Below are 23,971 nucleotides of genomic sequence, written 5' to 3' on the forward strand. Positions count from 1 at the left end.
GGTCAAGCCGTCTTGACGAGGCTGACACCTAAGCGGGTCAGGGCCAGTTTCAATGCGTCGGCCAGGTTGGCCTTTGTCACTACGCCTTGCAAATCCAGACCCAGGTGCACGATGGTTTGGGCAATCTGTGGACGCACGCCGCTGATGATGCAGTCAGCGCCCATCAGGCGGATCGCGGTCACGGTTTTCAGCAAGTGCTGGGCGACCAGAGTGTCGACGGTTGGCACGCCGGTGATGTCGATGATGGCGATTTCCGAACCGGTGTCGACGATGCGTTGCAGCAGTGATTCCATGACTACTTGGGTGCGCTGCGAATCGAGGGTGCCGATCATTGGCAGGGCGAGGACGCCATCCCACAGCTTGACCACCGGAGTCGACAGTTCCAGCAGCTCTTCCTGTTGACGCTTGATCACCGCTTCGCGGGATTTCTGGAAGGTGCCGATAGTGTGCATGCCGACCGTGTCGAGCAGTTCGGAAACTTCCAGCAGTTGCTCGGCGAGCAGTGCCGGCTGGTCCTGATAATGGTTTTGCAGCAGGGCGAACAGCGGACCTTTCAAGGCGAAGATGAAGTTGGCGGTTTGCTGGGAATCCTGGCCGAGCAGGGCGCGGCTCTGCGACAGCTTTTCAAGGAACTGACGGGTGTCTTCCCAGCCTGCGGCGGCAATCTTGCTGCCGTTGCCGTTTTCCAGACCGGCCAGCAGCAGGCCGAGCAAGTCGCGGGTTTGCTGCGCGAGGTCGTGTTCTTTGAGGTTGCGCGTGGCGCCGCTGGCTTCGAGGCGTTTGGTCCACTCGCTCAACAGCTGAGTCTGGTTGTTCTTGATTGCTTCAACTGTGCTGTTCTGCAGTGCTGCCATGTGCGTGTCGCTCCGTTACGTAATGGTGCCGGCTCAGCGAAATGACCGGCGCGAATTGACTGACATTTGCCGCTTGAAATAGTTGTTCGTCTGACGCTGGATTTTTCTGCCTGCCGCGTTGAACGCCCCGCTAACTCTAATCGGCGTAGCAACAGGTAACGATCTTTTGAACAAATCTACGGCGTCAGGCTTCGAATCTGCATGCCCGACGTTTTCCAGTCGTGCTGGAAGAAGGAGGCAGGACTATGAATGAGGTGGATATGAACGAGCAAGCGCCGCAACAGCAAAATCAGTCCTCAGAGTCAATTAACCGCAACGACCCGGCCATCGACCCGCAGACACCGGGACAAAATACCCCCGCGCCGGCTGAACAAGGGCAGGCGGACAGCGCGGCTGCCGAGGTCGATCAGAAGCAGCATCACAATGACAACAGCAACGACTTCAGCCCCGGCTTCAAGCCTGACCCTGACCGTCCTGAACCGGGCGAAAGCACCGACGCCGATATTGACACCGATGGCGGTTGATCGCTGAAACGCAAAAAGGCCGCATCGAAGGATGCGGCCTTTTTATTGCCGGCCGGTTACTTGCTCGGATGTTTGGCTTGCAGCTCTTTGGCGTGGGCCAGGTGTTTTTCCAGCGCCGGCAACATCTTCTGCGCAAACGCTTTCAGTTCAGTAGCGCCCTTGGCCTTGTCATCGGTCACGGTGTTCGCCTGTTTCTTGAACAGCTCGATGGTCTCTTCGTGAGCCTTGACCTGGTTGTTGGCGTAGGCCGCATCGAAGGATTCATCGCGCATGTCGAGAATCTTTTCCTTGGCCTGCTTGACCAGGGTGGTGTCGTCAGGGACTTCGATGTCATTGGTGGTCGCGATCTTCTTCAGCTCTTCATTGGCCTTGGTGTGATCAGCGATCATTTGGTTCGCGAAGGCTTTGATGTCGGCTGACTGGCTTTTTTCCAGTGCCAGCTTGCTGGTTTCGATTTCGGCGATGCCACCAGCGGCGGCATTGTCCACAAAGTCGTTGTCGGTCGCGGCAAAGGCGCTGCCCATGCCGGCAGACAGTGCAACAGCCAGAGCGAGATGACGCAGGTTGAATCCGTCCATTGGGTATCTCCACGCAGGTTTTTGTGAGCGTTATCCAATGGAGCGAGCGCAGACGCCAAAGGTTTTATCGCATTTACGACAGGGCGACGAACGGCAACCGCTGGTCTGACAGGGTGTCGACAGAAGCCATTGCGCAAGGCCATGCTGATAAAGAGTCAGCGCATCGGTCGCGCTGGTTGTCGATCAATTTGATGGAGGTGTTTCATGCCGGTTTCACATGATCTGTATCAGGACCTGGGCTGCAAGAAGGAAGAGATCGAGCAAAAACGCTCCGAGGATCCGAAGCTGGATTCGCTGCTCAACAAGTATTTCGACGTGGATAAAGCCGTGGTCGAAGCCGAGAACGCCCAGTCAGACGCCCCCACTGACGACGAATTGAAAAAGCTCAAAGAGAAGCGCGTGATCGTCAAGGAACAGATCGTTGCTCAACTCGCCGGGCAGCCGCTGACGGGACAGTAGTCCCCCGACCCGTGGTCATTTTCTGAAGGGAACGGCTACGGCCAATGGCACCTCCAATGTGCAGAGTCTGCAAACCATCGACTCGTTGCGAGGTGCCTTATGAACGACCCCAAATTCCCCAGTGAAGAGCAGGGTGGTTTCGACCCGATACCTACCCGTCCTGAACCGAACAGCCCGGCGCATACCACTGCGCATCCGGAAAAAACCGTGAAGGAACTGCCGGAGGATGAAGATCCGGAGAAGTTCGACCGGTCCAGCAACTGACAGACCGCCTTCGCGAGCAGGCTCGCTCCCACATTTGGATTTCGTTTCCCCTGTGGGAGCGAGCCTGCTCGCGAAGACGTCAGTCCATTACATGCAAATCCCGCTGGCTCACTTCAGCGCCGCATCCAACCCCATTCGCCCCATATGCATGGCCTTCAACGATCCGAAATACAGCCACTGCCCATACTCGCGCACCGTGGTAATCGGCGAATAATTGCCATCGCTCGCGTCCTGCAGATTGGCAATCACCTTGCCGTCCAGATCCAGTCCAAGTACAAAACCGCGCTTTTCGACAGGCTTGGGTAAAACCGTCAAAGCCCGCACGATCATCTTGCGCAAAAACGGATGTTCAGCCGTGCCGTCGAGCAAGGCATTGCGCGGCGCATACAGCGCTACCCAAAAGCGATTGCTGCCATTGAACGAGAGGTTGTCCGGAAGCCCTGGCAAGTTGTCGATGAACACATCATGGGTACCGGCCTTCGGCCCGCTCAGCCAGTAGCGGCTGATGCGATAAGCGCCGGTTTCATTGACCAGCACATAGGCTTCGTCGGGGCCAAGAGTGACGCCGTTGGCGAACTGCAACTTGTCGAGCAAGACGCTGGTCTTGCCGGTTTGAAAGTCGTAGCGCAGCAGACGTCCGTCGGCGCCGTGTTCAATGATCGCCTCACCGTCATGGCCATAGCCCCAGCGGCTCGAGGCATCGCTGAAGTAGGCGTAGTGGCCTGACTTGTCGACCGCCACATCATCGGTAAATCCAAATGGCACGCCGTTGGCCTCGGTGGTCAAGGGGATCACGCGGCCTTGTGCATCCAGCGACAGCAAACCCTTGATCGCATCGGCGATCACCAGCATGCCGTTCGGATGACGGGCCAGGCCCAATGGACGGCCACCGGTGTCGGCCAGGACCTTGCGCTGCGTGCCGTCGAGGCTACTACGGATGAGCCGGCCGTCATGCAATCCGGTGATGAGGAATTCGTCTTCCAGCAGCAACGCCTCAGGCCCTTCGATGTCGCTCGGCCCGACCTTCACCACAGCTTTGAGGCGCTGGTTGTCCGCGTAGATGCCTTCTTTCAGCGAGGGCGCCGGTGATGGTGTCCATGCTACCGGTTCGACTTTGGTTGGCAGCAACAACAAGAAGGCGATGACGAGAGTGATCAGCAGGCACAACACATAACGTAATTTCACGCGCTGGCCCTCGCCGCGCCGATGTACTGCGCGGTCGTGTCGCGCAGGGCAAGCATGGACGCGGCAGACTCGCGCTCAATGCGACGCTTGAGCAACAGGCGATTGGCCAGACGCATGAGCAAACGGTCAAAGCGATATTCCAGCGTGCGCACGAAACGCGTGCCGCCAGCCTCCGCCGAGGACTCGTAAGTCAAACGCAGGGACAGGCCCTGATCACTTTGCGCGCGTGCGCACCAGCGCCGGCCCGGCAGATATTCAGTAACCTCCCAGCGCAAGTGACCGGCACGTCCGCCGGCATGGATGTCCTCTTCGAAACGTGCACCGGCATGCAGTGGACCTTGCGGACCGTCAATCTTCAATGAGGAGGGATGCCAGTCCGGCCAATGACTGACGCTGGCGGCATAAGCCAGCACGGCGACCGGTTCGCCGGCGATATCGATCTGGTGCTGAATACGCGTCATGGGCATTTGCGAATTACTCAAAGTGGCGGGTTCCGGCTCGCGGTACAGCGTGCCGAACAGATAGTCCATCAAGGGCAGAACGATGTTGAAATTGCGCTCCTGCATGCGCTCGCGGCGGTGATGCAATTCGTGCAGACCGCGCATCTGGCGGATCCATGGCAAGCGGGTCAACGGATTTTGCGGTGGCAGATGTTCACAGGCATGGAATACCTCATAGAGCAGATAACCGAGCACCATGCACCCGGCAAAAAGCCCGGCGACATTGGCGTTGACCTGCGCGAGCAGCCACCACAGGGGCAGCGTGATCACCAGCGTATGAATGACGATCAGCCAGGCTGGAAACAGAATCACCCGCCAGTCCCGCGCGCTGTCGTAGGTCATATGGCCGGGGGTGAAGAAGCTGTGGTGGTCGCCGGCATGTCGTGCGTAGAACATCTTTGCGAAAGCTTTTTTGTGATGGCCCAGATGACGATGGACCATGTACACGCCGAAGTTGAACAACAACAGGCTCAGCGGCACGGTCAGCCATTCCAGCCAGCTCACTGAATGCACCGTGCGCCAGAACGCAGCGACGGCGAAAATGCCGAACAGCAACACGAACGCGCCATGCAACCACGGGTTGTATAAAGGATGAATGGCCGCACGGTAGCGGCTGCGGAATGCCTCGGTGGTCTGCCTCAACGCTTTCACCTGCGGGTATTGTTGTTATACCCGGCAGATTAGCCGATCCGCTGACTTGTGCAGGGCGAACCTTGCGGCCTTAAGCGCCATGCTCTGGACTGAGGCTGTCCGTTAGCTCAACGGATTCCAGCGTTGCGACCAGTCGTCATCGGTGCGGATCACTTCGCGCAACAGATCGAAGGCCTGTTGCAGCACTGCCGAGTCGCGATCGCGGGAGTACACCAAATAGGTCGGATAACCGAATTCCGGGGCTTTGGTGACGGCTTCCAGCGCGCCGGTCTCCAGATAAGTGCGCACGACCCGGGTGCGAAAATAGCCGCTGCCACCATGTTCGAGGATGTATTGCAGGGCCAGCGGGCCAAGGTTGAAGCTCAGCGCGGCTTTGGCTTTTTCCGGCAGGGCGGCGTCGTGCTGACGACGAAAGTCCGGTCCCCAATCGATGTAGACGTAAGGCTCCGGACGCTCGGGCGCGCGCACCAGAATCAGTTTTTCCTCCAGCACTTGCTCGACCTGCAATCCCGGCCAGTATTCCGGTTGATAAACCAGCGCCGCATCGAGCACACCGAGTTCGAGCTGACGCAAAAGATTTTCGCCGTCGCGAATTTCCATGCGCAGTGCGTGGCCGGGAATTTTCTCGCGCAGTTCCGCCGCCCAACTAAGCATCAACGGGTTGCACAGGCTGACCTCACCGCCAATGTGCAGAACGTTGTGATAACCCTCGGGCAGCGGCAAGTCGCGGCGCGCGGCTTCCCAGGTCTGTACCAGTTGATTGGCGTAGACCACGAACGCTTCGCCATTGGCCGTCAACTTCGCCCCGGCGCGATTGCGCACGAACAGCGTGCTGCCCAGTTGGCCCTCGAGTTTCTGCACCCGTGCGGTGATCGCCGTTTGCGTGACGAACAACTTCTGCGCGGCGGCGGCAAGACTGCCGTGGCGGACGATTTCGAGGAAAGTGCGGGCGAGGTCGATGTCCATGGGGCGGGGCCGATATCTGAAGGTGGGGCGCATTGTAAGTCAAAAGTCCCTCTCCCCAACTTGAAAGCAACAACGGATTGAACCGCTGAAAATTGCGTTTAAGTCCTACGGAAACAGGAACGTTTTGATCAGATGAGGGGATATTTCTGACGACTTTTTCAGGTTGGTCGTCGGACGCCGGATCTATAGGATCAGTCCTGACATTGAAGTCATCGAGCGCACAGATCGCTCTGGACCTGGACAAAGGATGGACTATGCGAATCCCACTGATTGAAAGCCATACACCTGCTTACTCGCCTCGCCATTACTGGCGCGACGACCGCGCGAGATGCCCCTCGGAGGACGTCGCCATGCCGACCGTCAAAGCGCCCCGGCTCACGGGCTTGAGGAAGCTCGAGGGCAAGCCTCTGGAACTGCTTTTGCGTGGGCAGGACACCGGCGACGACCCGATGCTCATCCTGCGCTGCACAAGCGAAGGATTTGAGCTGCTTGATGTGGTCAACATGATCGCAACCTCCGAGCTGTACCAACAGGGAGAGATGGTCAAACGTATCACCGGCAAATCCGTGAGAACCGTGCGACGTCTGCTCAAGGAAGGCGCGTCGGTGCGCCTGGACACGCCGCAGAGCGTCATCGCCTACCAATATGCCGCTGCGCTGGAACTGGCCATCGAGGTGTTCGGGCGTCAGGCCAAGGCCGAATCATGGCTGGAGCAACGCGCTACTTACTTCTACGGTTATGTGCCGCTTGATCTGGTTGGACATGCGCTGGGCTTCAGGATGGTGGAGGAGTATCTGAACCAGATCAAATACGGGGTTTATCAATGAATCCCTTGCCCTGGGATGATCGCTGGTACGCCTGGCGGCTGGATCGCGAGGTGTACAGCGAGACCTGGGACAGCGGCCTGGGGTCGAAACGGGACGGCGGTCGCTGGAATACGCCCGGCCGCAGAGTCGTTTATGCGTCGGTCGACCCCTCCACGGCGATACTGGAGGTGGCCGCCCATGGCAGCTTCGATGCGCTTGATCAGGAACCCTATGTGTTGACCTGTTTTGAAATCACCCACGACGCCAGCGTCAGAATCGTGCAACCGGAAGATGTGCCCAATCCGCATTGGCTCACCCCGATCAAAACCTCACCCAACCAGCGAAAGTTTGCCGATGCACTGTTGGCTGAACATCCATTTGTTCTGGTGCCGTCGGTGGCCACCCGACACTCGTGGAATTTGCTGGTGAGTTGCGATCTGGCGGAGGGTCAGTTCAGGATGGTTTCGCAAGAGCGGTTTGGGCTGGACACGCGGTTGTTGCAGGAGGGTTGATCGTACCTACGCGAACGGAGAGCGAAGCCGAGGCCTGCGCTGATCCCCTTGCATGAACGACAAATCCCGCCAGAAGGGCGGGATTTGTTTGAACCAGGCTGCTTCTTACGAAGGGAACAGCTCGGACAGCTTCATCGACAGCATCATGTCGCCTTCAACGCGCAGCTTGCCGCCCATGAAGGCCTGCATGCCGTCGGTTTCGCCGCTGACGATGTCTTTCAGGGTCTGGCTGTCCAGCACCAGCGTGCAGTTGGCGTCCGGGTTTTCACCTTCCTGGATGTCGCAGGTGCCGTCTTTGACGATCAGCGCGTATTGCTTGTCTTCGTCGGTGATGTTGAAACCGAAGACCAGGTCCAGACCGGCAGCGGCGGCTGGGTTGAACTTGGCTTGCATTGCTTTTACGGCATCAGCTACGGAGGTCATGGTTCGATCCTTTCTTGGTCATGGGAGCTGGGTGGTTACAGCCAGGGTCACAGTAAGCCGGACTCAGCGAAAAGTGATGAGTTCCGGGGCCTTCAGCAGTTGCAGGTGTGCGTGACTGTTGAAGGAAGCCAGGGCCACCTCGCGACCACGAAACTTCAGTTGGTTGAGCGAGGTGTTGACGATTTGCCAGTTCAATTCAAAGGCCTGTCTGGCAGGCATTTGCGTAATCAGATGGAGCAGGGCAGTGATGGTGCCGCCGGAGGTGAACACGGCGATTTTCTGGTTCTTTTCCGCCAGGTCTAGGATGCGGTGCAAACCGGCCTGAACCCGCTCGACGAAACCCAGCCAGCTTTCCAGTCCGGGTGTGTCGTAGGTGCCGGCGAGCCAGCGCTCGACGATCAGGGCGAAGATGCGCTGGAATTCACCGCGGTTCTGCGCGGCGTTGCGCAGGATGTCGAGGGCCTCTGGTTCTTCCGGCAGCATGGCCGGGAGCAGGGCGCGGATCACCGCATCGGCATCGAATTCGTTGAAAGCGGAATCGGTTTCAAGGACTGGAACCGGCAGGCCTCTGGCGCTGAATTGCTCCAGTGCACTGCTGGCGGTGTGCTGTTGGCGGCGCAGATCACCGGCAAGGCAACGATCGAAGCTGATACCAAGGTCGGCGAGGTGCTGACCGAGGATTTCTGCCTGACGCACGCCGGTCGGCGACAGCACGTCGTAATCGTCTGCACCAAAGGAGGCCTGGCCATGTCGTATCAAGTAGATGCTGCCCACGTCCGCGTCGTCCCGGTACGTTGAAGGTCAGGCGAGGTTATGAGGATGGCGTAAGGCTGTCAATGAAAAAACATACGCTTGTTTGAAATGCCCGTTACAGGCGTGTTGCCAGAGGTTTCACGGCTGGCCGACGAGCCGGCGCATGGGTATGCTGGAGCCATTCCGCGTGTAATACACCGTCACGCATTGCTTTAAGGAGTCTCTGTGGATTTTTTCACCGAATACGCCAGCTTTCTGGCCAAGACCGTCACACTGGTGATCGCGATTCTGGTGGTGCTCGCCAGTTTCGCCGCGTTGCGCAGCAAGGGCCGGCGCAAATCGGCAGGGCAGTTGCAGGTCAGCAAGCTCAACGATTTCTACAAGGGGCTGCGTGAACGCTTGGAGCAGACCCTGCTCGACAAGGATCAGCTCAAGGCATTGCGCAAGGGCGAAGCGAAAACGGAAAAAAGCGCGAAGAAACAGAAGAACAAGCCTGAGACCAAATCCCGGGTGTTCGTGCTCGACTTCGACGGCGATATCAAGGCTTCCGCCACCGAGAGCCTGCGCCACGAGATCACCGCACTGCTGACCCTGGCCACGCCGAAGGACGAAGTGGTTCTGCGTCTGGAAAGTGGCGGCGGCATGGTGCACAGCTACGGTCTGGCGTCGTCGCAGCTGGCGCGAATCCGTGATGCGGGCGTGCCACTGACAGTTTGTATCGACAAGGTCGCAGCCAGTGGCGGTTACATGATGGCCTGCATCGGCGACAAGATCATCAGTGCACCCTTCGCCATCCTCGGTTCGATCGGCGTGGTCGCGCAATTGCCTAACGTCAATCGCCTGCTGAAAAAGCACGACATCGACTTTGAAGTGCTGACCGCAGGTGAATATAAACGCACACTGACCGTGTTTGGCGAAAACACCGAAAAGGGCCGCGAGAAGTTCCAGGAAGACCTCGACATCACCCATCGCTTGTTCAAAAACTTCGTCGCCCGTTATCGCCCGCAACTGGCGATCGATGAGGTGGCGACCGGTGAGGTGTGGCTCGGTATCGCTGCGTTGGAAAACCAACTGGTGGACGAGCTCAAGACCAGCGACGAATACCTGGCGCAGAAAGCCAAACAGGCGGAGGTCTATCATCTGCACTACGCCGAGCGCAAAAGCCTGCAGGAACGCATCGGCATGGCCGCCAGCGGTTCGGTAGACCGCGTGCTGTTGAGCTGGTGGAGTCGCCTCACTCAGCAACGCTTCTGGTAAACACCAGGCATAAAAAAACGCCGGTCAATGACCGGCGTTTTTGTGTCCGCAATAAACCCGCTGGCTTAGCGCCGACGGAACAGCGGCAGCGGTTCGTCACTGGCGGCCTGGTAGGTCACCGAGAAGTCCTTCAGACCTTCCAGTGCTTCGTACGGGTCTTTATCCGCGCGAATGGCAAAAGCGTCGAAGCCACAGCGGTGCATGTAGAACAGCTGGTCCCGCAGCACGTCGCCAATCGCGCGCAGCTCGCCTTTGAAACCATAACGGTCACGCAGCAGACGGGCATTGGAGTAGTTACGGCCGTCGGTAAACGCCGGGAAGTTCAAGGCGATCACCTGAAACTTGGCGACGTCCTCACCGATTTCCTCGGCCTCTTCATCAGCATCCAGCCACACACCGAGGCCACCATCTCGGGCCAGGAGCATGCGGCTGTGCTCGCGCCACAGCTGCAGCGGCACGATCAGATCGTCGCAGTTGCTGATTTCATCGATATTGAAATCCTTCGGCAACAGGTGCCAGGTTTCGTCGACGACTTCGTTGTTCTTAATGATTCGCTGCATAGACGCGTTCCTTGAAGAGGTCGATGCCAATACGCTGATAAGTGTCGATGAAGCGCTCGTCTTCGGTACGTTGTTCAACGTACACGTCGATCAGCTTCGAGATCACGTCAGGCATGGCTTCCTGTGCGAAGGACGGGCCGAGGATCTTGCCCAGGCTCGCATCACGGCTGGCGCTGCCGCCGAGGGAGACCTGATAGAACTCTTCGCCTTTCTTGTCCACGCCGAGAATGCCGATGTGGCCAACGTGGTGGTGACCACAGGCGTTCATGCAACCGGAGATGTTCAGGTCCAGCTCGCCGATGTCGAACAGGTAGTCCAGATCGTCGAAGCGACGCTGGATCGATTCGGCAATCGGAATCGACTTGGCGTTGGCCAGCGAGCAGAAGTCACCACCGGGGCAGCAGATGATGTCAGTCAGCAGGCCGATGTTCGGCGTGGCAAAACCGCCTTCACGCAACTCGCCCCACAGGGTGAACAACTGGCTCTGCTCGACATCGGCAAGAATGATGTTCTGCTCGTGGGAGGTGCGCAGTTGACCGAAGCTGTAGCGGTCGGCCAGATCGGCGACGGCGTCGAGCTGCTTGTCGGTAATGTCGCCCGGGGCAACGCCGGTCGGCTTCAACGACAGCGTCACAGCCACATAGCCCGGTTTTTTGTGCGCCAGGGTGTTGCGGCTGCGCCAGCGGGCGAAACCGGGATGCTCTTGGTCCAGATCGGCCAGTTGCGTAGTCTGGTTGTCGAGGGTTTTGTAGTCCGGGTCGACGAAATGCTTGGCGACGCGATGCAGTTCGGCTTCGGTCAGCGTGGTCTGGCCACCGCGCAGGTGCTCCATCTCCGCGTCGACTTTCTGCGCGAACACTTCAGGCGTGAGCGCCTTGACGAGGATCTTGATCCGCGCCTTGTATTTGTTGTCGCGACGGCCGTAGCGGTTGTACACCCGCAGGATGGCGTCGAGATAGCTCAGCAGGTCTTGCCAAGGCAGGAATTCATTGATGAATGCGCCAACCACCGGGGTACGACCGAGGCCACCGCCGACCAGCACGCGGAAACCCAGCTCGCCAGCAGCGTTGTAGACAGGTTCCAGGCCGATGTCGTGGACTTCAATGGCTGCGCGGTCACTGGTCGAACCGTTGACGGCGATCTTGAATTTGCGCGGCAGGTAGGCGAATTCCGGGTGGAACGTGGTCCACTGACGGACGATTTCGCACCATGGGCGCGGGTCGATCACTTCATCGGCGGCGACGCCGGCAAACTGGTCGGTGGTGACGTTACGCAGGCAGTTGCCGCTGGTCTGGATGGCGTGCATCTGCACGGTCGCGAGTTCAGCGAGGATGTCCGGGATGTCTTCCACCGCCGGCCAGTTGAACTGCACGTTCTGCCGCGTACTGATGTGGGCATAGCCCTTGTCGTAGTCGCGGGCGATTTTGGCCATCATGCGCACCTGGCGCGAAGTGAGCTGGCCGTAAGGCACCGCCACGCGCAACATTGGCGCGAAACGCTGGATGTACAGGCCATTTTGCAGGCGCAGGGGGCGGAATTCTTCTTCGCTCAGCTCACCTGCCAGATAGCGTCGGGTCTGATCACGGAACTGCTTGACGCGGTCCTCGATGATCCGCTGATCGTACTCGTCGTATACGTACATATAAGTCCTGTTCTCAGGCTTGGGCTTCTCGGAAAACGCTGCGTTTTCGCTTGCTGGAGTCCGATATTGCCTCTGCAATTCTGCGCGCACGGCCGCGCACTCCGTCACGGAGCCGGGGCAATATACCCGTTTGCAGTTATGCGCAAAAGTGATGTTTGAGTATATGTAAAGAACCAAATCGCCTAACGCGAACGCCGATCATCTAATCCACATTTGTCGTGCGGACAATCATCGTCTTAACTGTGATCGAGTCTTTGTGCAATCACCGATAAAACCGACAAGAGGCGATGCAATGAGCAACCCGACCAAAGCCAGGAAAAGCGACAGTAGCGTCGACGCGTGGGCCATTTTGTTCCTGATCATTCTCGTTGTAGGAACAGCGGTCTTCTGGGTCAGCCACCAGTAACATCCGCGCTTCCGGGCCTTTCTCCCAAGGCCCGGATAACCTGCAGCAGATACCTGTTCAGTGCCATCACACCCCGGCCAGATACAACACCAGCTTGACGATGGCAAACAGCGTCAGGCCGAACACCGCCGTGAACAAAACGCCGAGAATCACAAAGTGACTGGGTTTGCCGTGGGTAAAATCCCTTTCCCGGTTCTTGCCGCTCTGCACCCCGAAAGCCGCCGCCATGACGCTGTGCAGCATCTGCCAGAAACTCGGCGGTTTGTTGTCGATTGGATCGTCCATAAATCCCTCTGCGAAAAGTCATCCTCCTCAAGCATAGCCAATCCGCTGGGTACGGGATGCCATCGAAGCAGCCCGGACAAGTTTGAGCGATACCCGGATAACGCAGAAGCGATAACGCGACATGGTTTGCTGACCGCTCCATGAAAAAGGAGTGACCATGAACGTTATCCCCCCCGAACCAGTGTCGACGCAGCCTGCGTCTACCGCTCAGCCGGCAGCCCCCAACCGGTCTGCAAAACTCATCGCAACACAAAGCCTGCACGGCGAGTTTCTCGAGGCCTCGGCCCCGCAATGGCTGACCAGCGCTTCGCCGCAACGGCGCGAAGCGCTCAAGGCGGTCCCGACCGCGTTGCCGGCCTGGTACCAGAATGCGACGCCGGCCCAGCGCAAAACCCTCGACGAGACTTTCAAGGCCAGCGTTATCGCCCAGAACAGTCTCGACAAAAGCATGGCGAAATTCGTGGATGTCGAAACATTCGCCAGGCCGTTGTTGATCAAAGCCTTGAAGGACCGATACGCGCTGGACATCGATGTAGACAAAACCCTGTTATGTCTGCGGCGCCCGGTCGAAATGGGTATTCAGAGAACCGTATTGGCCTCGTTCGAGGTTCTCAAGATCACGCTGCTGGAAGCCTCGCTGCACAACTTCGAAGCTGACGAATGCGAGGGGACCTATCATTCGAGCTCCGGTTTTGTTGTGGCGACGCCTGCTGCGGACACGTTCAATCACGTCGACACAGGCCTCACGGTCAGCCAGTTTTTGCGCCTTTGCCGCAATCTGGATATAGGCCAGCAATACCAGACATACCTGCAGGGATTTTTCTATCCGGGGGGCGCGGTGGCAGAGGCGGTGCTCAGCGAACGCTTCATTGCCAGCCAGAAGGCAGCGATGCGCGCCGCAGCCGAACAGGCGCTATTGCGCAATGACATCGAGGCGGCAGATCACGCGATGATCCTCTCGGTCATCGACGGCGAAATGCACCCGTGGATGGGTCGCAAGCAAGTCTGGTTCCAGGACCTCGGGCTGATGAAAAAAAGGCTGACCGGGTGCGTGGCTTTCGTCATCTGCGAAAAGTACCGATACACCGATGAACTGATCCTTTACATTCCCAACGACCCGGAACATCCGCTCAAGCGCTACACGTTCGAGCAAATGCGCGAAGAGCTCAAGCGCTTGCTCACCGCACGTGATGCGTCGCAACCGACAAGCGCAGAGCCCACCGCCTACCAGCGTTTTTTAAGCCAGTTCCTGCCCTATGATCAGCGCCCGTACTATTTCAGCCAGTTCAGGCAAAAGGCAGTCGACTCAGCGGGCGATGCTTGGGATCTGCTGCGCTCGCCATGGCTGTCGGTGCTTCAGGGCTTGGCCGGCGGTTCAGCCTTTACCCGGATTCAGCAGGTACCACCCGAACGCCAGGTCAAATGGGAGCCAGTGGCGGATCCTTACATCGCGCCGTCAACCGTTGGACGCAAGGGGCGAGGGCTTTGGGCGGCGAACGAGGACTTGTGGCAATACCTTTATGCGCAGAATCGCGCCAAGGTGTTGGCCGACGCGAAAAGTCACGCGGTACCCACTGCCGATGTCGATGCGAAAGCACGAGACGTCAAACTGGCCCATCTGATGCAGCTCGGCATGCTTGGTCTGAACATGGTTTCGATGTTCGTGCCTGTATTGGGTGAAGTGATGATGGTGGTGATGGCCGGGCAATTGCTCTCTGAAACGCTCGAGGGCGCAATTGAATGGGCCGAGGGCGACCGTCGTGCGGCCAAGGATCATTTGATCGATGTGGCAGAAAACCTGGCGCAGATTGCGCTGATGGCAGGTGTGGGCGCGGGAGTGCGGAAAATCGCCAGCGCCCAAGCCGTGCCGGTCATTGAAAGGCTGCATCCGGTGAAGTTGCCCAACGGCGAAACCCGACTGTGGAAACCCGACCTGAAGGCTTACGAGTCCGCTGTCGCGCTGCCAGTCAGTCCCGGTCCGAACAGTGCCGGCCAGCATGTGCTTGACGGCAAAACCTATATTCGCCAGAGCGGCAAGGTCTACGAGCAGTTTTTCGATGAATCGATCGGCAAATGGCGGCTCAGGCATCCGACCGACATCAACGCCTGGCAGCCGGTGCTCGACAGCAATGGGCGCGGTGCCTGGCGTCATTCGCTGGAGCGTCCGCAGGATTGGGATCGTCTGACCCTGCTGCGGCGTATCGGCCATGCAACCGAAGCCTTCTCCGATGAACAGCTGATCAAGGCTGCCGATATCAGCGGTGTCAGTGACGCCGCCCTGCGCAAGATGCACATCGATTCTGCGCTACCGACACCGGAACTGACCCAGGCCATGCGCATGATGCAAGCAGACGGCAACGCGGCACTGGTTGTCGAGCAGTTGCGCGGGACAAAACCGATCGATGAACTGTACCTCTACGCGTTGCCGCTGATCACCGAAATGCCGCGATGGCCGGAGAACCGGGTGCTGGAAGTCTTCGACGGCGAGCAATTGTCCGGCAAGTCCGTCAGGTATGGCTCCGCGCGGCGGTTTCGCGACGTCGGCGTCAAGCCACCCATTCAGATATCGCGGGCCGATATCTTCAGCGGCGAACTGCCAGCACGTATTCTCGCAGCGCTGGACGAGGCAGAAATCACTCGGCTTCTCGGCGAGCAGGGAGCACGCGTGGGCGATGCCCGACCTGCAGAGTTTGGCAAGCAGATCGCCGAATACGCAGACACCCGCCAGCCGGCGATTTACGACAGCATTTATCTGGGGACCGACCCCGTTGATCCGCAGGTTGTGCGTTTGCAGAAGGCCTGCCCCGGACTCAGTGAGCCGGCGGCGCAAACGGTGCTGGCCCATGGTCGCCCCGATGATCTTGAGCGGCTCGGCTCAGGGCAACGAGTACCGCTGCGCCTGCTGGAGGAAGCCCGCTGGTACGCGCATCAAAGTCGACAGGTAGCGGCCTATGCCGGTCTGCGCAGCGAAAACGTCGCTTCTGCGGACAGCCGGCGTCTGGCGTTGCACACGCTCGAGCAATTGGCGGGGTGGCCCGACAGTATTCGCATTGAGGTTCGCGAAGGCGATGGCGCCGGCATGCTGCTTGAGAGCATCGGCAGTGAAACAGCCGGCGAGAAAAAATACCTGATCAAAAAAGGCGTTCAGTTTCAAGCATTCAACGAACGCGGCGAGGCACTCAACAGCCTGCCTCGCAACGGCGACAACTTTTACTCGTCGATCATGCATGCCCTGCCTGATCACGCGCGCCGCAGCCTCGGTGTGCCTGAGGTCGGCCAGTCTACCGGGTTGCAAGCAAAGATCATCGATTACGCCGACCAGCACCAGGCGGACGCACCCGCGCTGCTGGCGCCGCAGGTCAAGTGGATAAAGCCGCCGGTGCGGGTGAACGCTACCTTGATCGGTTATCCCGCCAGTGGACGCGGCGCGGGATCGGCACCGAACCTGCTGGCTCATGTGCAGGATCTCTACCCGCAACTGAGCGACGAACTGGCTCACGGCTTCCTACTTGACCAATACCGGGCAGGAAAAGACAACCGCGCCATTTTCGAGCTGTTGCAATCACGTCGGCGTGAGTGGGAACAACTGAAGGCGACACTGGATGAATGGGCAGGCACAGCGGCTGCGGCGCCCTGGGAACGCTCCGGAACAAATTACAGGTTTCTCGCCGCGCAAGCGCTGAAAGCCTGCTGGCGCAACGCTTTGTCCACTGGGCTCGCGGGTGCCGATCAGCTGTCGATTCTCACCTACGATCCTCTACCAGAGCTGACCGCCGACTTTGCTCATGTGCGTGAACTTTCGATTGGTGGTGGGGGCCTGACCGACGCCAATGCTGACGCCTTCCTGGCGCGATTTGCCAACGTCGAAAAGTTATCGCTGGGAGAGCGAGGCAGTCTGTTTGGCGCGTACATGGAGCAGGAGCAGTCATTGACGACCTTGCCCCTGAGCGTGACGCGCATGTCTGGGTTGAAAAAGCTCAAGTTACGAACCCCAGCCAGGGTGATGGCTGCCGATCTGTCGACAAGATTGCGCAGCTTGACCGCCGTTGAGGAGCTTCATCTTGATTTTCCCGGCGGCGCAGGCAGCCCGCTTGACCTGGATCTGGCTCCCCTTGAACGACTGAAAAAACTCAAGATTGAAGCGCCGGGCCTGACGCAGTGGCCGGCTTATGTGGAACGACTGCCTGAGCTGGAACGTCTGGATCTGACGCAGACCGCCATCGCGTCCCTTCCACAGACCCTCTATGTCGGGCACGAGAAACTCTGGGCCGGTTTGTCCCTGGACTGGTCGAAGTTTTCCCATGAAGCGTTCAAACCTGCTTACGACTACGTGAAAAGCTACATGGGGGAGTGGGGGCATCTGGTTGATCTGGACTCGATGGTCCGCCGCTACTGCGCCGGGGAACTGCAGTTCCTCACAGGCGAGGCCGGCCGTCTCAATCCATTACCTCAGCGCATCATGAGCCTTTGGAATACTCCGGAAACCCGGCTCAAAGCCGTGGAGATTCTGCGAGTGGAGCACAGCGCAATTTTCCGCCAGTTCTACGAGGCCACCGCATCCGGAGGATTGCGTAATGCGACGCCGGCAGCACGCTGGCAGACGCCACCCAATGCCCGGGTGGTTCGTGCCCTGGAAAAAAACTGGCGCGCCGCCATACGCAGGCGTTATCGCTTGAATGACGATGTTCGTCCGTTCAATGCGATGGACTGGACATCCGGCAGCGGTCTCGACGACGCAAGTGTGTTTGAGCTGGTCGACACCGCTTGGGCGCAGGGCGCGGAGTCGGTCAGTGAGCTGCCGCAATTGCCGGCCGGTACGTTTGCTCATGTGCAAAACGTTCGGCTGGACCGGTTGAGTGTGCCGATCGAACAGATTCGCGGCTTTCTCCAGGCATTCAGTGGCGTTACAAGCCTGGAAATCACCTCCTGCGGATTGAGCGAAGTGCCGGTTCGGCCAGCCGATTTACCGCAGCTCACACAGCTGGACCTGTCTTTCAACCGTATTGTCGTGACCCCTGAGGTTCAAGGCCAATTCGACGCGCTGAGCAGTCTGGAACATCTCAATGCCCGGCTCAATCGGCTCGACACACTGGACGTTTCTCGCCTGACCGGGCTGAAGACACTGAATCTTAGCTCAGGCGGGCTCAATGAATGGCCCAAGGGGGCGGAGAACCTGGCGCATTTGCAGGCCCTGGATTTGCGTCATAACACCATCGGTTCGCTCCCCGAACACGTGCTGGCCAACGACGTGGTGCTGCTCAAGACCCGCCTGTTGAACAACCTCTTCAGTGGCAACGGCGAAGCGAGCTTAAGGGCGGCGCAGACACGTATTGAAAAGGCCCTGGGTTTGCCCGACGGCGCTTTGCAACGGTTCGAATCGCAATCGGCATCGTTACTCGCCAGTTCCAGCAGTGCCACGCCTGACACGGCACTGAATCGCGCCGCTCATCTATTGCCGCTGCCATCTGCCGCGGCCATTACGCAAGGCGCCGACATGACCCGTACCGTGGTGGAAATCTTTCCGTCACTTTCGCTTGAAAATGCCCAGGCCAGCGTTGAGCGTTTACGCAATGAGGGTCTGTCCACTGAGCAGATGGTGGGCAGACTGACCCAGTGGCGAGCGAGTAACGAGACGTTGACGCGTGAGTTGAACGGCTGGATCTTCAATCCGGCGCAAGGGTCTGGTGAAAGGACGTCGCCATCTGCAAGGTTCTTCGACGCGACCAGGATCCGCGCTTGCTGGCGGGACGGGCTTACTGGCCACACCGAATCCGCCGGGCGGACGCTGAGCCTTTCTGCGAGCGGCATGGGTGATTTGCCCGTGTTGTCAAACGTGTTTTCCCATGTGCTAACGCTGGACCTGACCGGGGCAAAATTTTCCGTCGAGAGTTTCAATCTCTTCTGCCCGGCGTTTCCGGAGTTGACCACTCTGATGCTCAATGGCAATGGACTGGTACATCTGCCGGAAGCTGTCGCCAGTCTGAACCGGCTCGAGCGGCTGGAATTGAGCGGTAATCGGCTGGCCGTGGCGCAAAGCGTGTATCAGCACGCGAGCGGGGCGCGGCTGCGCTGGCTCGACCTCAGCCACAATCAGCTGGAAGAGTTCAGCGCCAGAACCTTCAGCCGTCTGGAAACCCTCAACCTCGCCCAGAACGGTCTGGATTTCTGGCCTGAAGGCGTACTTGAACTGGCCCCTCTGCAAAGGCTGGACCTGTCGGGCAACAACATCATGGTCTTCCCGGACCGGCTGTTGGGCGGCAATCACGAGGCGCTTGTGGCGGGCACCGATCTGTCGGAAAACTCGCTGTCACTTAACGCATTTGAGCAGATCAGGGACTACAGCTTCGCGCATGGCGCAGGTGATGTGCTCGGCTACACGCCCGAGTCATTGCAGCGTTTGATCGCCGAGCGTATGAGCGACTCGGAAAGCGGTACCAGTTCCGAATCGGATTCGGACTCGGGCTCGGGCTCAGGCTCAGGCTCCGATAGCGACGACGGCGATGATCCGCGTGGCGGAGGTGGTGGGGCTAGCAGGTCCGTGGATGCGCATGCCGCTGTGGAAGCAGCGGAGGTGATTGCCAATCCGGCGCAGGATGTGGCGGCGCCGGCGATGGAAACCTGGATGACCTATACCCATGCAGATGCGCGTGCTGCGCGGCAAGCGCTATGGCTGCAATTGGCTCGACAGGCCAACCATGAGGCGTTCTTTCATTTGCTCTCGACCTTGCCCGACACCCTGGAATTCAGGTTTGCCGGTGCCGATCTGACCCACCGGGTCTGGCAAGTGATCCAGGCTGCCACGGAAAACGCTGAACTGCGCGAGCTGTTGTTTTTCAACGCCGAAACCCACGGCACGTGCCCTGATGGCCGGATCCTGTCGTTCAGCGAACTGGAGACCCGCGTCTATGAATACAACGCTCTGCGCGACATTCCCCGGCATCGTCAGCTGCAACGCGGCAGAGCGCTGCTTGATCTGACTCGACGGCTGTTTCGCCTGGAAAGGGTGGATCGACTGGCCGAAGCCGCCGCCAGGAACAAGGATCGCGCGGAAGTCCGCCTGCAATACCGCATCGCCATGACACGCGGCTGGCCGGACGACCTGGAGTTGCCGGCGCAACCCGAACACATGTTGTACGCCTCACCGATTCGCGGGCAGCGATTGCTCGACGCGCAAGCCTCGGTTCTCGCGGACGAGGCATCACCGCTGTTTCTGGAAGATCTGATTGCGCGGGACTACTGGATCCGCTATCTGCAGGATCGCCACGTCGCGGCGTTCGAGGCTCTCGAGCGCGACGCCACCCAGCGGCACGAAGCGGTCGAGGATGCCTACCCCGATAAAGAAAACAGCGATTATCTGGACGCGATGAGAGTGCTTGAAATCGAAAGGGCGGAGGCGCTTATCGAGAAGCTCAAGGCTTTGACTCGCACAGAACTGGAGAGCCTGGCGTCGCAGGATGCGGGACCGTCGCCATCGACCCCGTCTTCACCGAAACCCGGACCTTCGTGGCGCCGCGACTGATTGATCAAGCAGACCTGGGAGCAGGGCGCTCCCAGGTCTGCTCGACTCAGCTGTCGTAACCCAGATTCGGCGCCAGCCAACGCTCGGTCACGCTCAGATCCTGGCCTTTGCGGGCGGTGTAGCTCTGCACCTGATCCTTGTCGATCTTGCCGACGGCAAAGTATTGCGCCTGCGGATGGGCAAAGTACCAGCCGCTGACCGCAGCGGCGGGGAACATTGCATAGTGCTCGGTGAGGAACACGCCACTGCGCCCGGCGCGCATTTCGGCAGCCTCTGGATCAAGCAGGGTGAACAGCGCGGCTTTCTCGGTGTGATCAGGGCAGGCCGGGTAGCCGGGAGCGGGGCGGATGCCACGGTATTGCTCTTTGATCAGCGCATCGTTATCGAGGGTTTCATCCTTGGCATAACCCCAGTGCTCTTTACGCACTTGCTGGTGCAGCCATTCTGCGCAGGCTTCGGCCAAGCGGTCGGCGAGGGCCTTGACCATGATCGAGTTGTAGTCGTCGCCCGCGTCCTGATAAGCCTTGGCCACTTCTTCGGCGCCGATGCCAGCGGTGGTAATAAAGCCGCCGACATAGTCGGTGACTTCGCTGTCCTTCGGCGCAACGAAGTCGGCGAGGCAGAAGTTCGGTTTGCCATCAGTCTTGATGATCTGCTGGCGCAGGTGATGCAGCTTGGCCAATGGCTTGCCGTTATCGTCGTACAGCTCGATGTCGTCTTCGTTGACCTGATTGGCCGGCCAGAAACCGAACACCGCACGGGCACTGATCAGCTTTTCGTCGATCAGCTTGGTGAGCATTTCCCGGGCGTCCTTGTACAGCGCAGTGGCGGCCTCACCGACCACTTCGTCTTCGAGGATGCGCGGGAACTTGCCGGCCAGGTCCCAGGAAATGAAGAAAGGCGTCCAGTCGATGTACTCGGCCAGCACGTTCAAATCGATATTGTCGAGCACCTTGCTGCCGGTGAAGGTCGGTTTCACTGGCTGATAATTGGCCCAGTCGAATTGCGGCTTCTTGGCGATGGCGGCGGCGTAGCTCAGGCGTTCGGTACGGGCGCTGCGATTGGACGTACGCTCGCGCACGTCGATGTATTCCAGGCGGGTCTTCTCGACGAAACCGGCCTTGAGTTCCTTGGACAACAACTGTGTCGCCACGCCAACGGCGCGCGAGGCGTCGGTCACGTAGACCACGGCATCGTTGCTGTACTTCGGCTCGATCTTCACCGCGGTGTGCGCCTTGGAGGTGGTCGCGCCACCGATCATCAGTGGCAGGTGGAAGTCCTGACGCTGCATTTCGCGGGCAACGTGGACCATTTCATCCAGCGACGGAGTGATCAGGCCGGAGAGGCCGATGATGTCGCACTTTTCTTCTTTGGCGACCTGCAGGATTTTCTCGGCCGGGACCATCACGCCAAGGTCGACGATGTCATAGCCGTTGCAACCGAGCACCACGCCGACGATGTTCTTGCCGATGTCGTGCACGTCGCCCTTGACCGTAGCCATGAGGATCTTGCCCTTGGCTTCCGGCTTGTCGCCTTTCTCCAGTTCGATGAACGGGATCAAGTGCGCCACGGCCTGCTTCATCACGCGCGCGGATTTCACCACTTGCGGGAGGAACATTTTGCCGGCGCCGAACAGGTCGCCGACGATGTTCATACCAGACATCAGCGGGCCTTCGATCACTTCGATCGGCCGCGCAAACGACTGGCGGGATTCTTCGGTGTCTTCGACGATGTGCGTGGTGATGCCCTTGACCAGCGCGTGCTCCAGACGTTTGTTGACGTCCCAGTTGCGCCATTCTTCGGTCTCGGCTTCCTTGACGCTGCCGTCGCCCTTGTACTTGTCGGCAATGGCGAGGAGGGCGTCGGTGCCGTCCGGGGTGCGATTGAGGATCACGTCCTCGACGGCGTCGCGCAGCTCGACCGGGATCTGATCGTAGATCTCCAGCTGGCCGGCATTGACGATGCCCATGGTCAGCCCGGCGCGGATGGCGTAGAGCAGGAACACCGAGTGAATCGCCTCACGCACCGGGTTGTTGCCACGGAACGAGAACGACACGTTGGACACGCCGCCGGAGCTCAGCGCATACGGCAGCTCGTCGCGGATGTAGGCGCAGGCGTTGATGAAATCGACTGCGTAGTTGTTGTGTTCTTCGATGCCGGTGGCGACGGCGAAGATGTTCGGGTCGAAGATGATGTCTTCCGGCGGGAAGCCGACTTCGTTGACCAGAATGTCGTAGGAGCGTTTGCAGATTTCCTTTTTGCGCGCTTCGGTGTCGGCCTGGCCGGCTTCGTCGAAGGCCATCACCACCACCGCAGCGCCGTAGCGCTTGCACAGCTTGGCGTGATGGATGAACTGCTCGACGCCTTCTTTCATGCTGATCGAGTTGACGATGCCCTTGCCCTGAATGCACTTGAGGCCGGCTTCGATAACTTCCCATTTCGACGAGTCGATCATGATCGGCACGCGCGAGATATCCGGTTCGCCGGCGATCAGATTGAGGAAGGTGACCATGGCCTTCTTCGAATCGAGCATGCCCTCGTCCATGTTGATGTCGATGATCTGCGCGCCGGCCTCGACCTGCTGCAGCGCGACTTCAAGGGCTTCGGTGTAGTTGTCTTCACGGATCAGGCGGGCGAATTTTGCCGAACCGGTGATGTTGGTGCGCTCGCCGACGTTGACGAACAGCGAGCTGCGATCAATGGTGAACGGCTCCAGACCCGAAAGGCGGCAGGCCTTGGGAATGTCCGGAATCTGCCGCGGCGCGTAACCGGCCACGGCTTTGGCGATGGCTTCGATGTGCCCCGGTGTGGTACCGCAGCAACCGCCGACGATGTTGAGGAAACCGCTCTGGGCGAACTCTTCGATGACTTTCGCGGTTTGCGAGGGCAGTTCATCGTACTCCCCGAACTCGTTCGGCAGGCCGGCGTTGGGGTGCGCGGATACGTGGGTGCTGGCCTTGTTCGACAGCTCTTCCAGGTACGGGCGCAGTTCGCTGGCGCCGAGGGCGCAGTTCAAACCCACGGAAATCGGCTTGGCGTGCGCTACCGAGTTCCAGAACGCTTCGGTAGTCTGCCCCGACAGGGTTCGGCCGGAGGCGTCGGTGATGGTCCCGGAAATCATGATCGGCAATTCGAGGTGCAGCTCTTCGAACACACCTTGCACGGCAAAGATCGCCGCTTTGGCGTTGAGGGTGTCGAAAATGGTTTCGATCAGGATCAGGTCGGCGCCGCCCTCGATCAGGCCTTTGGTGGCTTCGGTGTAGTTTTCCACCAGCTCATCGAAGGTTACGTTGCGGTAGCCGGGGTTGTTGACGTCGGGCGACAGCGAGCAGGTGCGGCTGGTCGGGCCGAGCACGCCGGCAACGAAGCGCGGCTTGGCCGGGTTTTCGGCGGTCTTGGCGTCGGCAATCTTGCGCGCCAGACGTGCGCCTTCTACGTTTAACTCGTAAGCCAGCTCTTCCATGCCGTAATCAGCCATGGAAATGCGTGTGGCGTTGAAGGTGTTGGTTTCGAGAATGTCGGCGCCAGCGTCCAGATAGGCTTTTTCGATACCGCCGATCACGTCCGGACGGGTGATCACCAGCAGGTCGTTGTTGCCCTTGACGTCACTCGGCCAGTCCGCGAAGCGCTTGCCGCGATAATCCTGCTCTTCGAGCTTGTAGCTCTGGATCATCGTGCCCATCCCGCCGTCGAGAATCAGGATGCGCTCTTTGAGGGCTTGCTTGAGAGCTTGAAGGCGGACGCTGCGATCGGACATGTGGACTACTCGGAAAGACCATTACGAAGGAGCGCGATCATAGCAAACCTGTGCGCTTTTGGAGCATGTG

Annotated in this window: 18 protein-coding genes; 7 read left to right on the forward strand and 11 right to left on the reverse strand. The window is 59.3% G+C overall.

From position 1 onward, the window contains the following. Positions 1-2: 2 nt before the first annotated feature. A complete protein-coding gene (locus KVG87_RS08940; protein WP_041478684.1) occupies positions 3-854 on the reverse strand; it encodes an STAS domain-containing protein in 852 nt (283 codons plus the stop codon). Positions 855-1,114: 260 nt separating this feature from the next. Here KVG87_RS08940 and KVG87_RS08945 point away from each other — a divergent pair, with 260 nt between their 5' ends. Continuing rightward, positions 1,115-1,378 (forward strand): hypothetical protein, encoded by a 264-nt coding sequence (locus KVG87_RS08945; protein ID WP_038862096.1) that lies wholly within the window; start codon positions 1,115-1,117, stop codon positions 1,376-1,378. Between the two features lie 56 nt (positions 1,379-1,434). On the opposite strand, the gene KVG87_RS08950 is transcribed toward KVG87_RS08945, so the two are convergent. Next, entirely contained in the window at positions 1,435-1,956 is a 522-nt protein-coding gene (locus KVG87_RS08950; RefSeq protein WP_056785185.1) for a DUF4142 domain-containing protein, read from the reverse strand. Positions 1,957-2,160: 204 nt separating this feature from the next. Between KVG87_RS08950 and KVG87_RS08955 the strand changes: the two genes are divergently transcribed. Then, on the forward strand, positions 2,161-2,415 hold the full coding sequence (locus KVG87_RS08955; RefSeq protein WP_041478686.1) for a DUF465 domain-containing protein: 255 nt from the start codon (positions 2,161-2,163) through the stop codon (positions 2,413-2,415). Between the two features lie 99 nt (positions 2,416-2,514). Next, the gene (locus tag KVG87_RS08960; protein ID WP_165368399.1) at positions 2,515-2,679 is read left to right on the forward strand and encodes a hypothetical protein; all 165 of its coding nucleotides are present in this window, start codon (positions 2,515-2,517) and stop codon (positions 2,677-2,679) included. Positions 2,680-2,787: 108 nt separating this feature from the next. Here the strand turns inward: KVG87_RS08960 and KVG87_RS08965 are convergent, their stop codons facing one another. The 3 genes from KVG87_RS08965 to KVG87_RS08975 all read right to left on the reverse strand — a co-directional run bounded on the left by KVG87_RS08965 (position 2,788) and on the right by KVG87_RS08975 (position 5,981). After that, positions 2,788-3,864, reverse strand: coding sequence for an SMP-30/gluconolactonase/LRE family protein (locus tag KVG87_RS08965; protein ID WP_217850300.1), 1,077 nt, complete (start codon positions 3,862-3,864; stop codon positions 2,788-2,790). After that, positions 3,861-5,006 (reverse strand): sterol desaturase/SRPBCC family protein, encoded by a 1,146-nt coding sequence (locus tag KVG87_RS08970; RefSeq protein ID WP_217850301.1) that lies wholly within the window; start codon positions 5,004-5,006, stop codon positions 3,861-3,863. The genes KVG87_RS08965 and KVG87_RS08970 overlap by 4 nt, the downstream gene beginning before the upstream one ends. 111 nt (positions 5,007-5,117) lie before the next feature. Further along, positions 5,118-5,981, reverse strand: a complete 864-nt coding sequence (locus KVG87_RS08975) for a LysR family transcriptional regulator (RefSeq protein WP_056785192.1) — start codon at positions 5,979-5,981, stop codon at positions 5,118-5,120. Between the two features lie 350 nt (positions 5,982-6,331). Here KVG87_RS08975 and KVG87_RS08980 point away from each other — a divergent pair, with 350 nt between their 5' ends. Then, entirely contained in the window at positions 6,332-6,808 is a 477-nt protein-coding gene (locus KVG87_RS08980) for an MbcA/ParS/Xre antitoxin family protein (protein WP_217850302.1), read from the forward strand. Beyond that, positions 6,805-7,299 (forward strand): RES family NAD+ phosphorylase, encoded by a 495-nt coding sequence (locus KVG87_RS08985; protein WP_016774476.1) that lies wholly within the window; start codon positions 6,805-6,807, stop codon positions 7,297-7,299. The genes KVG87_RS08980 and KVG87_RS08985 overlap by 4 nt, the downstream gene beginning before the upstream one ends. Positions 7,300-7,404: 105 nt before the next feature. Here the strand turns inward: KVG87_RS08985 and KVG87_RS08990 are convergent, their stop codons facing one another. Together KVG87_RS08990 and KVG87_RS08995 are read right to left on the reverse strand one after the other, a co-directional pair. Next, a complete protein-coding gene (locus tag KVG87_RS08990) occupies positions 7,405-7,722 on the reverse strand; it encodes an SCP2 sterol-binding domain-containing protein (protein WP_016774477.1) in 318 nt (105 codons plus the stop codon). A gap of 63 nt (positions 7,723-7,785) precedes the next feature. Further along, positions 7,786-8,496 (reverse strand): histidine phosphatase family protein, encoded by a 711-nt coding sequence (locus KVG87_RS08995; RefSeq protein ID WP_041478696.1) that lies wholly within the window; start codon positions 8,494-8,496, stop codon positions 7,786-7,788. Positions 8,497-8,700: 204 nt separating this feature from the next. On the opposite strand from KVG87_RS08995, the gene sohB reads away from it, so the two are divergent. After that, entirely contained in the window at positions 8,701-9,732 is a 1,032-nt protein-coding gene (gene sohB / locus KVG87_RS09000; protein WP_016774479.1) for a protease SohB, read from the forward strand. A gap of 65 nt (positions 9,733-9,797) precedes the next feature. Here sohB and KVG87_RS09005 read toward each other — a convergent pair whose 3' ends face one another. The 3 genes from KVG87_RS09005 to KVG87_RS09015 all read right to left on the reverse strand — a co-directional run bounded on the left by KVG87_RS09005 (position 9,798) and on the right by KVG87_RS09015 (position 12,625). Continuing rightward, a complete protein-coding gene (locus KVG87_RS09005; RefSeq protein WP_217850303.1) occupies positions 9,798-10,292 on the reverse strand; it encodes a DUF934 domain-containing protein in 495 nt (164 codons plus the stop codon). Continuing rightward, entirely contained in the window at positions 10,276-11,934 is a 1,659-nt protein-coding gene (locus tag KVG87_RS09010) for a nitrite/sulfite reductase (RefSeq protein ID WP_122692730.1), read from the reverse strand. Before KVG87_RS09010 ends, KVG87_RS09005 begins: the two co-directional genes overlap by 17 nt. 472 nt (positions 11,935-12,406) lie before the next feature. Then, entirely contained in the window at positions 12,407-12,625 is a 219-nt protein-coding gene (locus KVG87_RS09015) for a DUF2970 domain-containing protein (protein WP_041478699.1), read from the reverse strand. 157 nt (positions 12,626-12,782) lie between these two features. On the opposite strand from KVG87_RS09015, the gene KVG87_RS09020 reads away from it, so the two are divergent. After that, positions 12,783-20,144 (forward strand): dermonecrotic toxin domain-containing protein, encoded by a 7,362-nt coding sequence (locus KVG87_RS09020; RefSeq protein WP_217850304.1) that lies wholly within the window; start codon positions 12,783-12,785, stop codon positions 20,142-20,144. Positions 20,145-20,190: 46 nt separating this feature from the next. On the opposite strand, the gene metH is transcribed toward KVG87_RS09020, so the two are convergent. Beyond that, on the reverse strand, positions 20,191-23,901 hold the full coding sequence (metH, locus tag KVG87_RS09025; RefSeq protein ID WP_217850306.1) for a methionine synthase: 3,711 nt from the start codon (positions 23,899-23,901) through the stop codon (positions 20,191-20,193). Positions 23,902-23,971 lie beyond the last annotated feature (70 nt).

The organism is Pseudomonas siliginis (assembly GCF_019145195.1).
Lineage (GTDB): Bacteria > Pseudomonadota > Gammaproteobacteria > Pseudomonadales > Pseudomonadaceae > Aquipseudomonas > Aquipseudomonas siliginis.

Excerpts from the sequence above, each read along its gene's own strand:
- KVG87_RS09010 (WP_122692730.1), bottom strand. The coding sequence starts at position 11,934 with ATGTACGTATACGACGAGTACGATCAGCGGATCATCGAGGACCGCGTC.
- KVG87_RS08945 (WP_038862096.1), top strand. The coding sequence starts at position 1,115 with ATGAACGAGCAAGCGCCGCAACAGCAAAATCAGTCCTCAGAGTCAATT.
- KVG87_RS08940 (WP_041478684.1), bottom strand. The coding sequence starts at position 854 with ATGGCAGCACTGCAGAACAGCACAGTTGAAGCAATCAAGAACAACCAG.
- KVG87_RS09020 (WP_217850304.1), top strand. The coding sequence starts at position 12,783 with ATGAACGTTATCCCCCCCGAACCAGTGTCGACGCAGCCTGCGTCTACC.
- KVG87_RS08960 (WP_165368399.1), top strand. The coding sequence starts at position 2,515 with ATGAACGACCCCAAATTCCCCAGTGAAGAGCAGGGTGGTTTCGACCCG.
- KVG87_RS09005 (WP_217850303.1), bottom strand. The coding sequence starts at position 10,292 with ATGCAGCGAATCATTAAGAACAACGAAGTCGTCGACGAAACCTGGCAC.
- KVG87_RS08980 (WP_217850302.1), top strand. The coding sequence starts at position 6,332 with ATGCCGACCGTCAAAGCGCCCCGGCTCACGGGCTTGAGGAAGCTCGAG.
- KVG87_RS08990 (WP_016774477.1), bottom strand. The coding sequence starts at position 7,722 with ATGACCTCCGTAGCTGATGCCGTAAAAGCAATGCAAGCCAAGTTCAAC.
- KVG87_RS08985 (WP_016774476.1), top strand. The coding sequence starts at position 6,805 with ATGAATCCCTTGCCCTGGGATGATCGCTGGTACGCCTGGCGGCTGGAT.
- KVG87_RS08955 (WP_041478686.1), top strand. The coding sequence starts at position 2,161 with ATGCCGGTTTCACATGATCTGTATCAGGACCTGGGCTGCAAGAAGGAA.
- KVG87_RS08950 (WP_056785185.1), bottom strand. The coding sequence starts at position 1,956 with ATGGACGGATTCAACCTGCGTCATCTCGCTCTGGCTGTTGCACTGTCT.
- KVG87_RS08975 (WP_056785192.1), bottom strand. The coding sequence starts at position 5,981 with ATGGACATCGACCTCGCCCGCACTTTCCTCGAAATCGTCCGCCACGGC.
- KVG87_RS09015 (WP_041478699.1), bottom strand. The coding sequence starts at position 12,625 with ATGGACGATCCAATCGACAACAAACCGCCGAGTTTCTGGCAGATGCTG.
- metH (WP_217850306.1), bottom strand. The coding sequence starts at position 23,901 with ATGTCCGATCGCAGCGTCCGCCTTCAAGCTCTCAAGCAAGCCCTCAAA.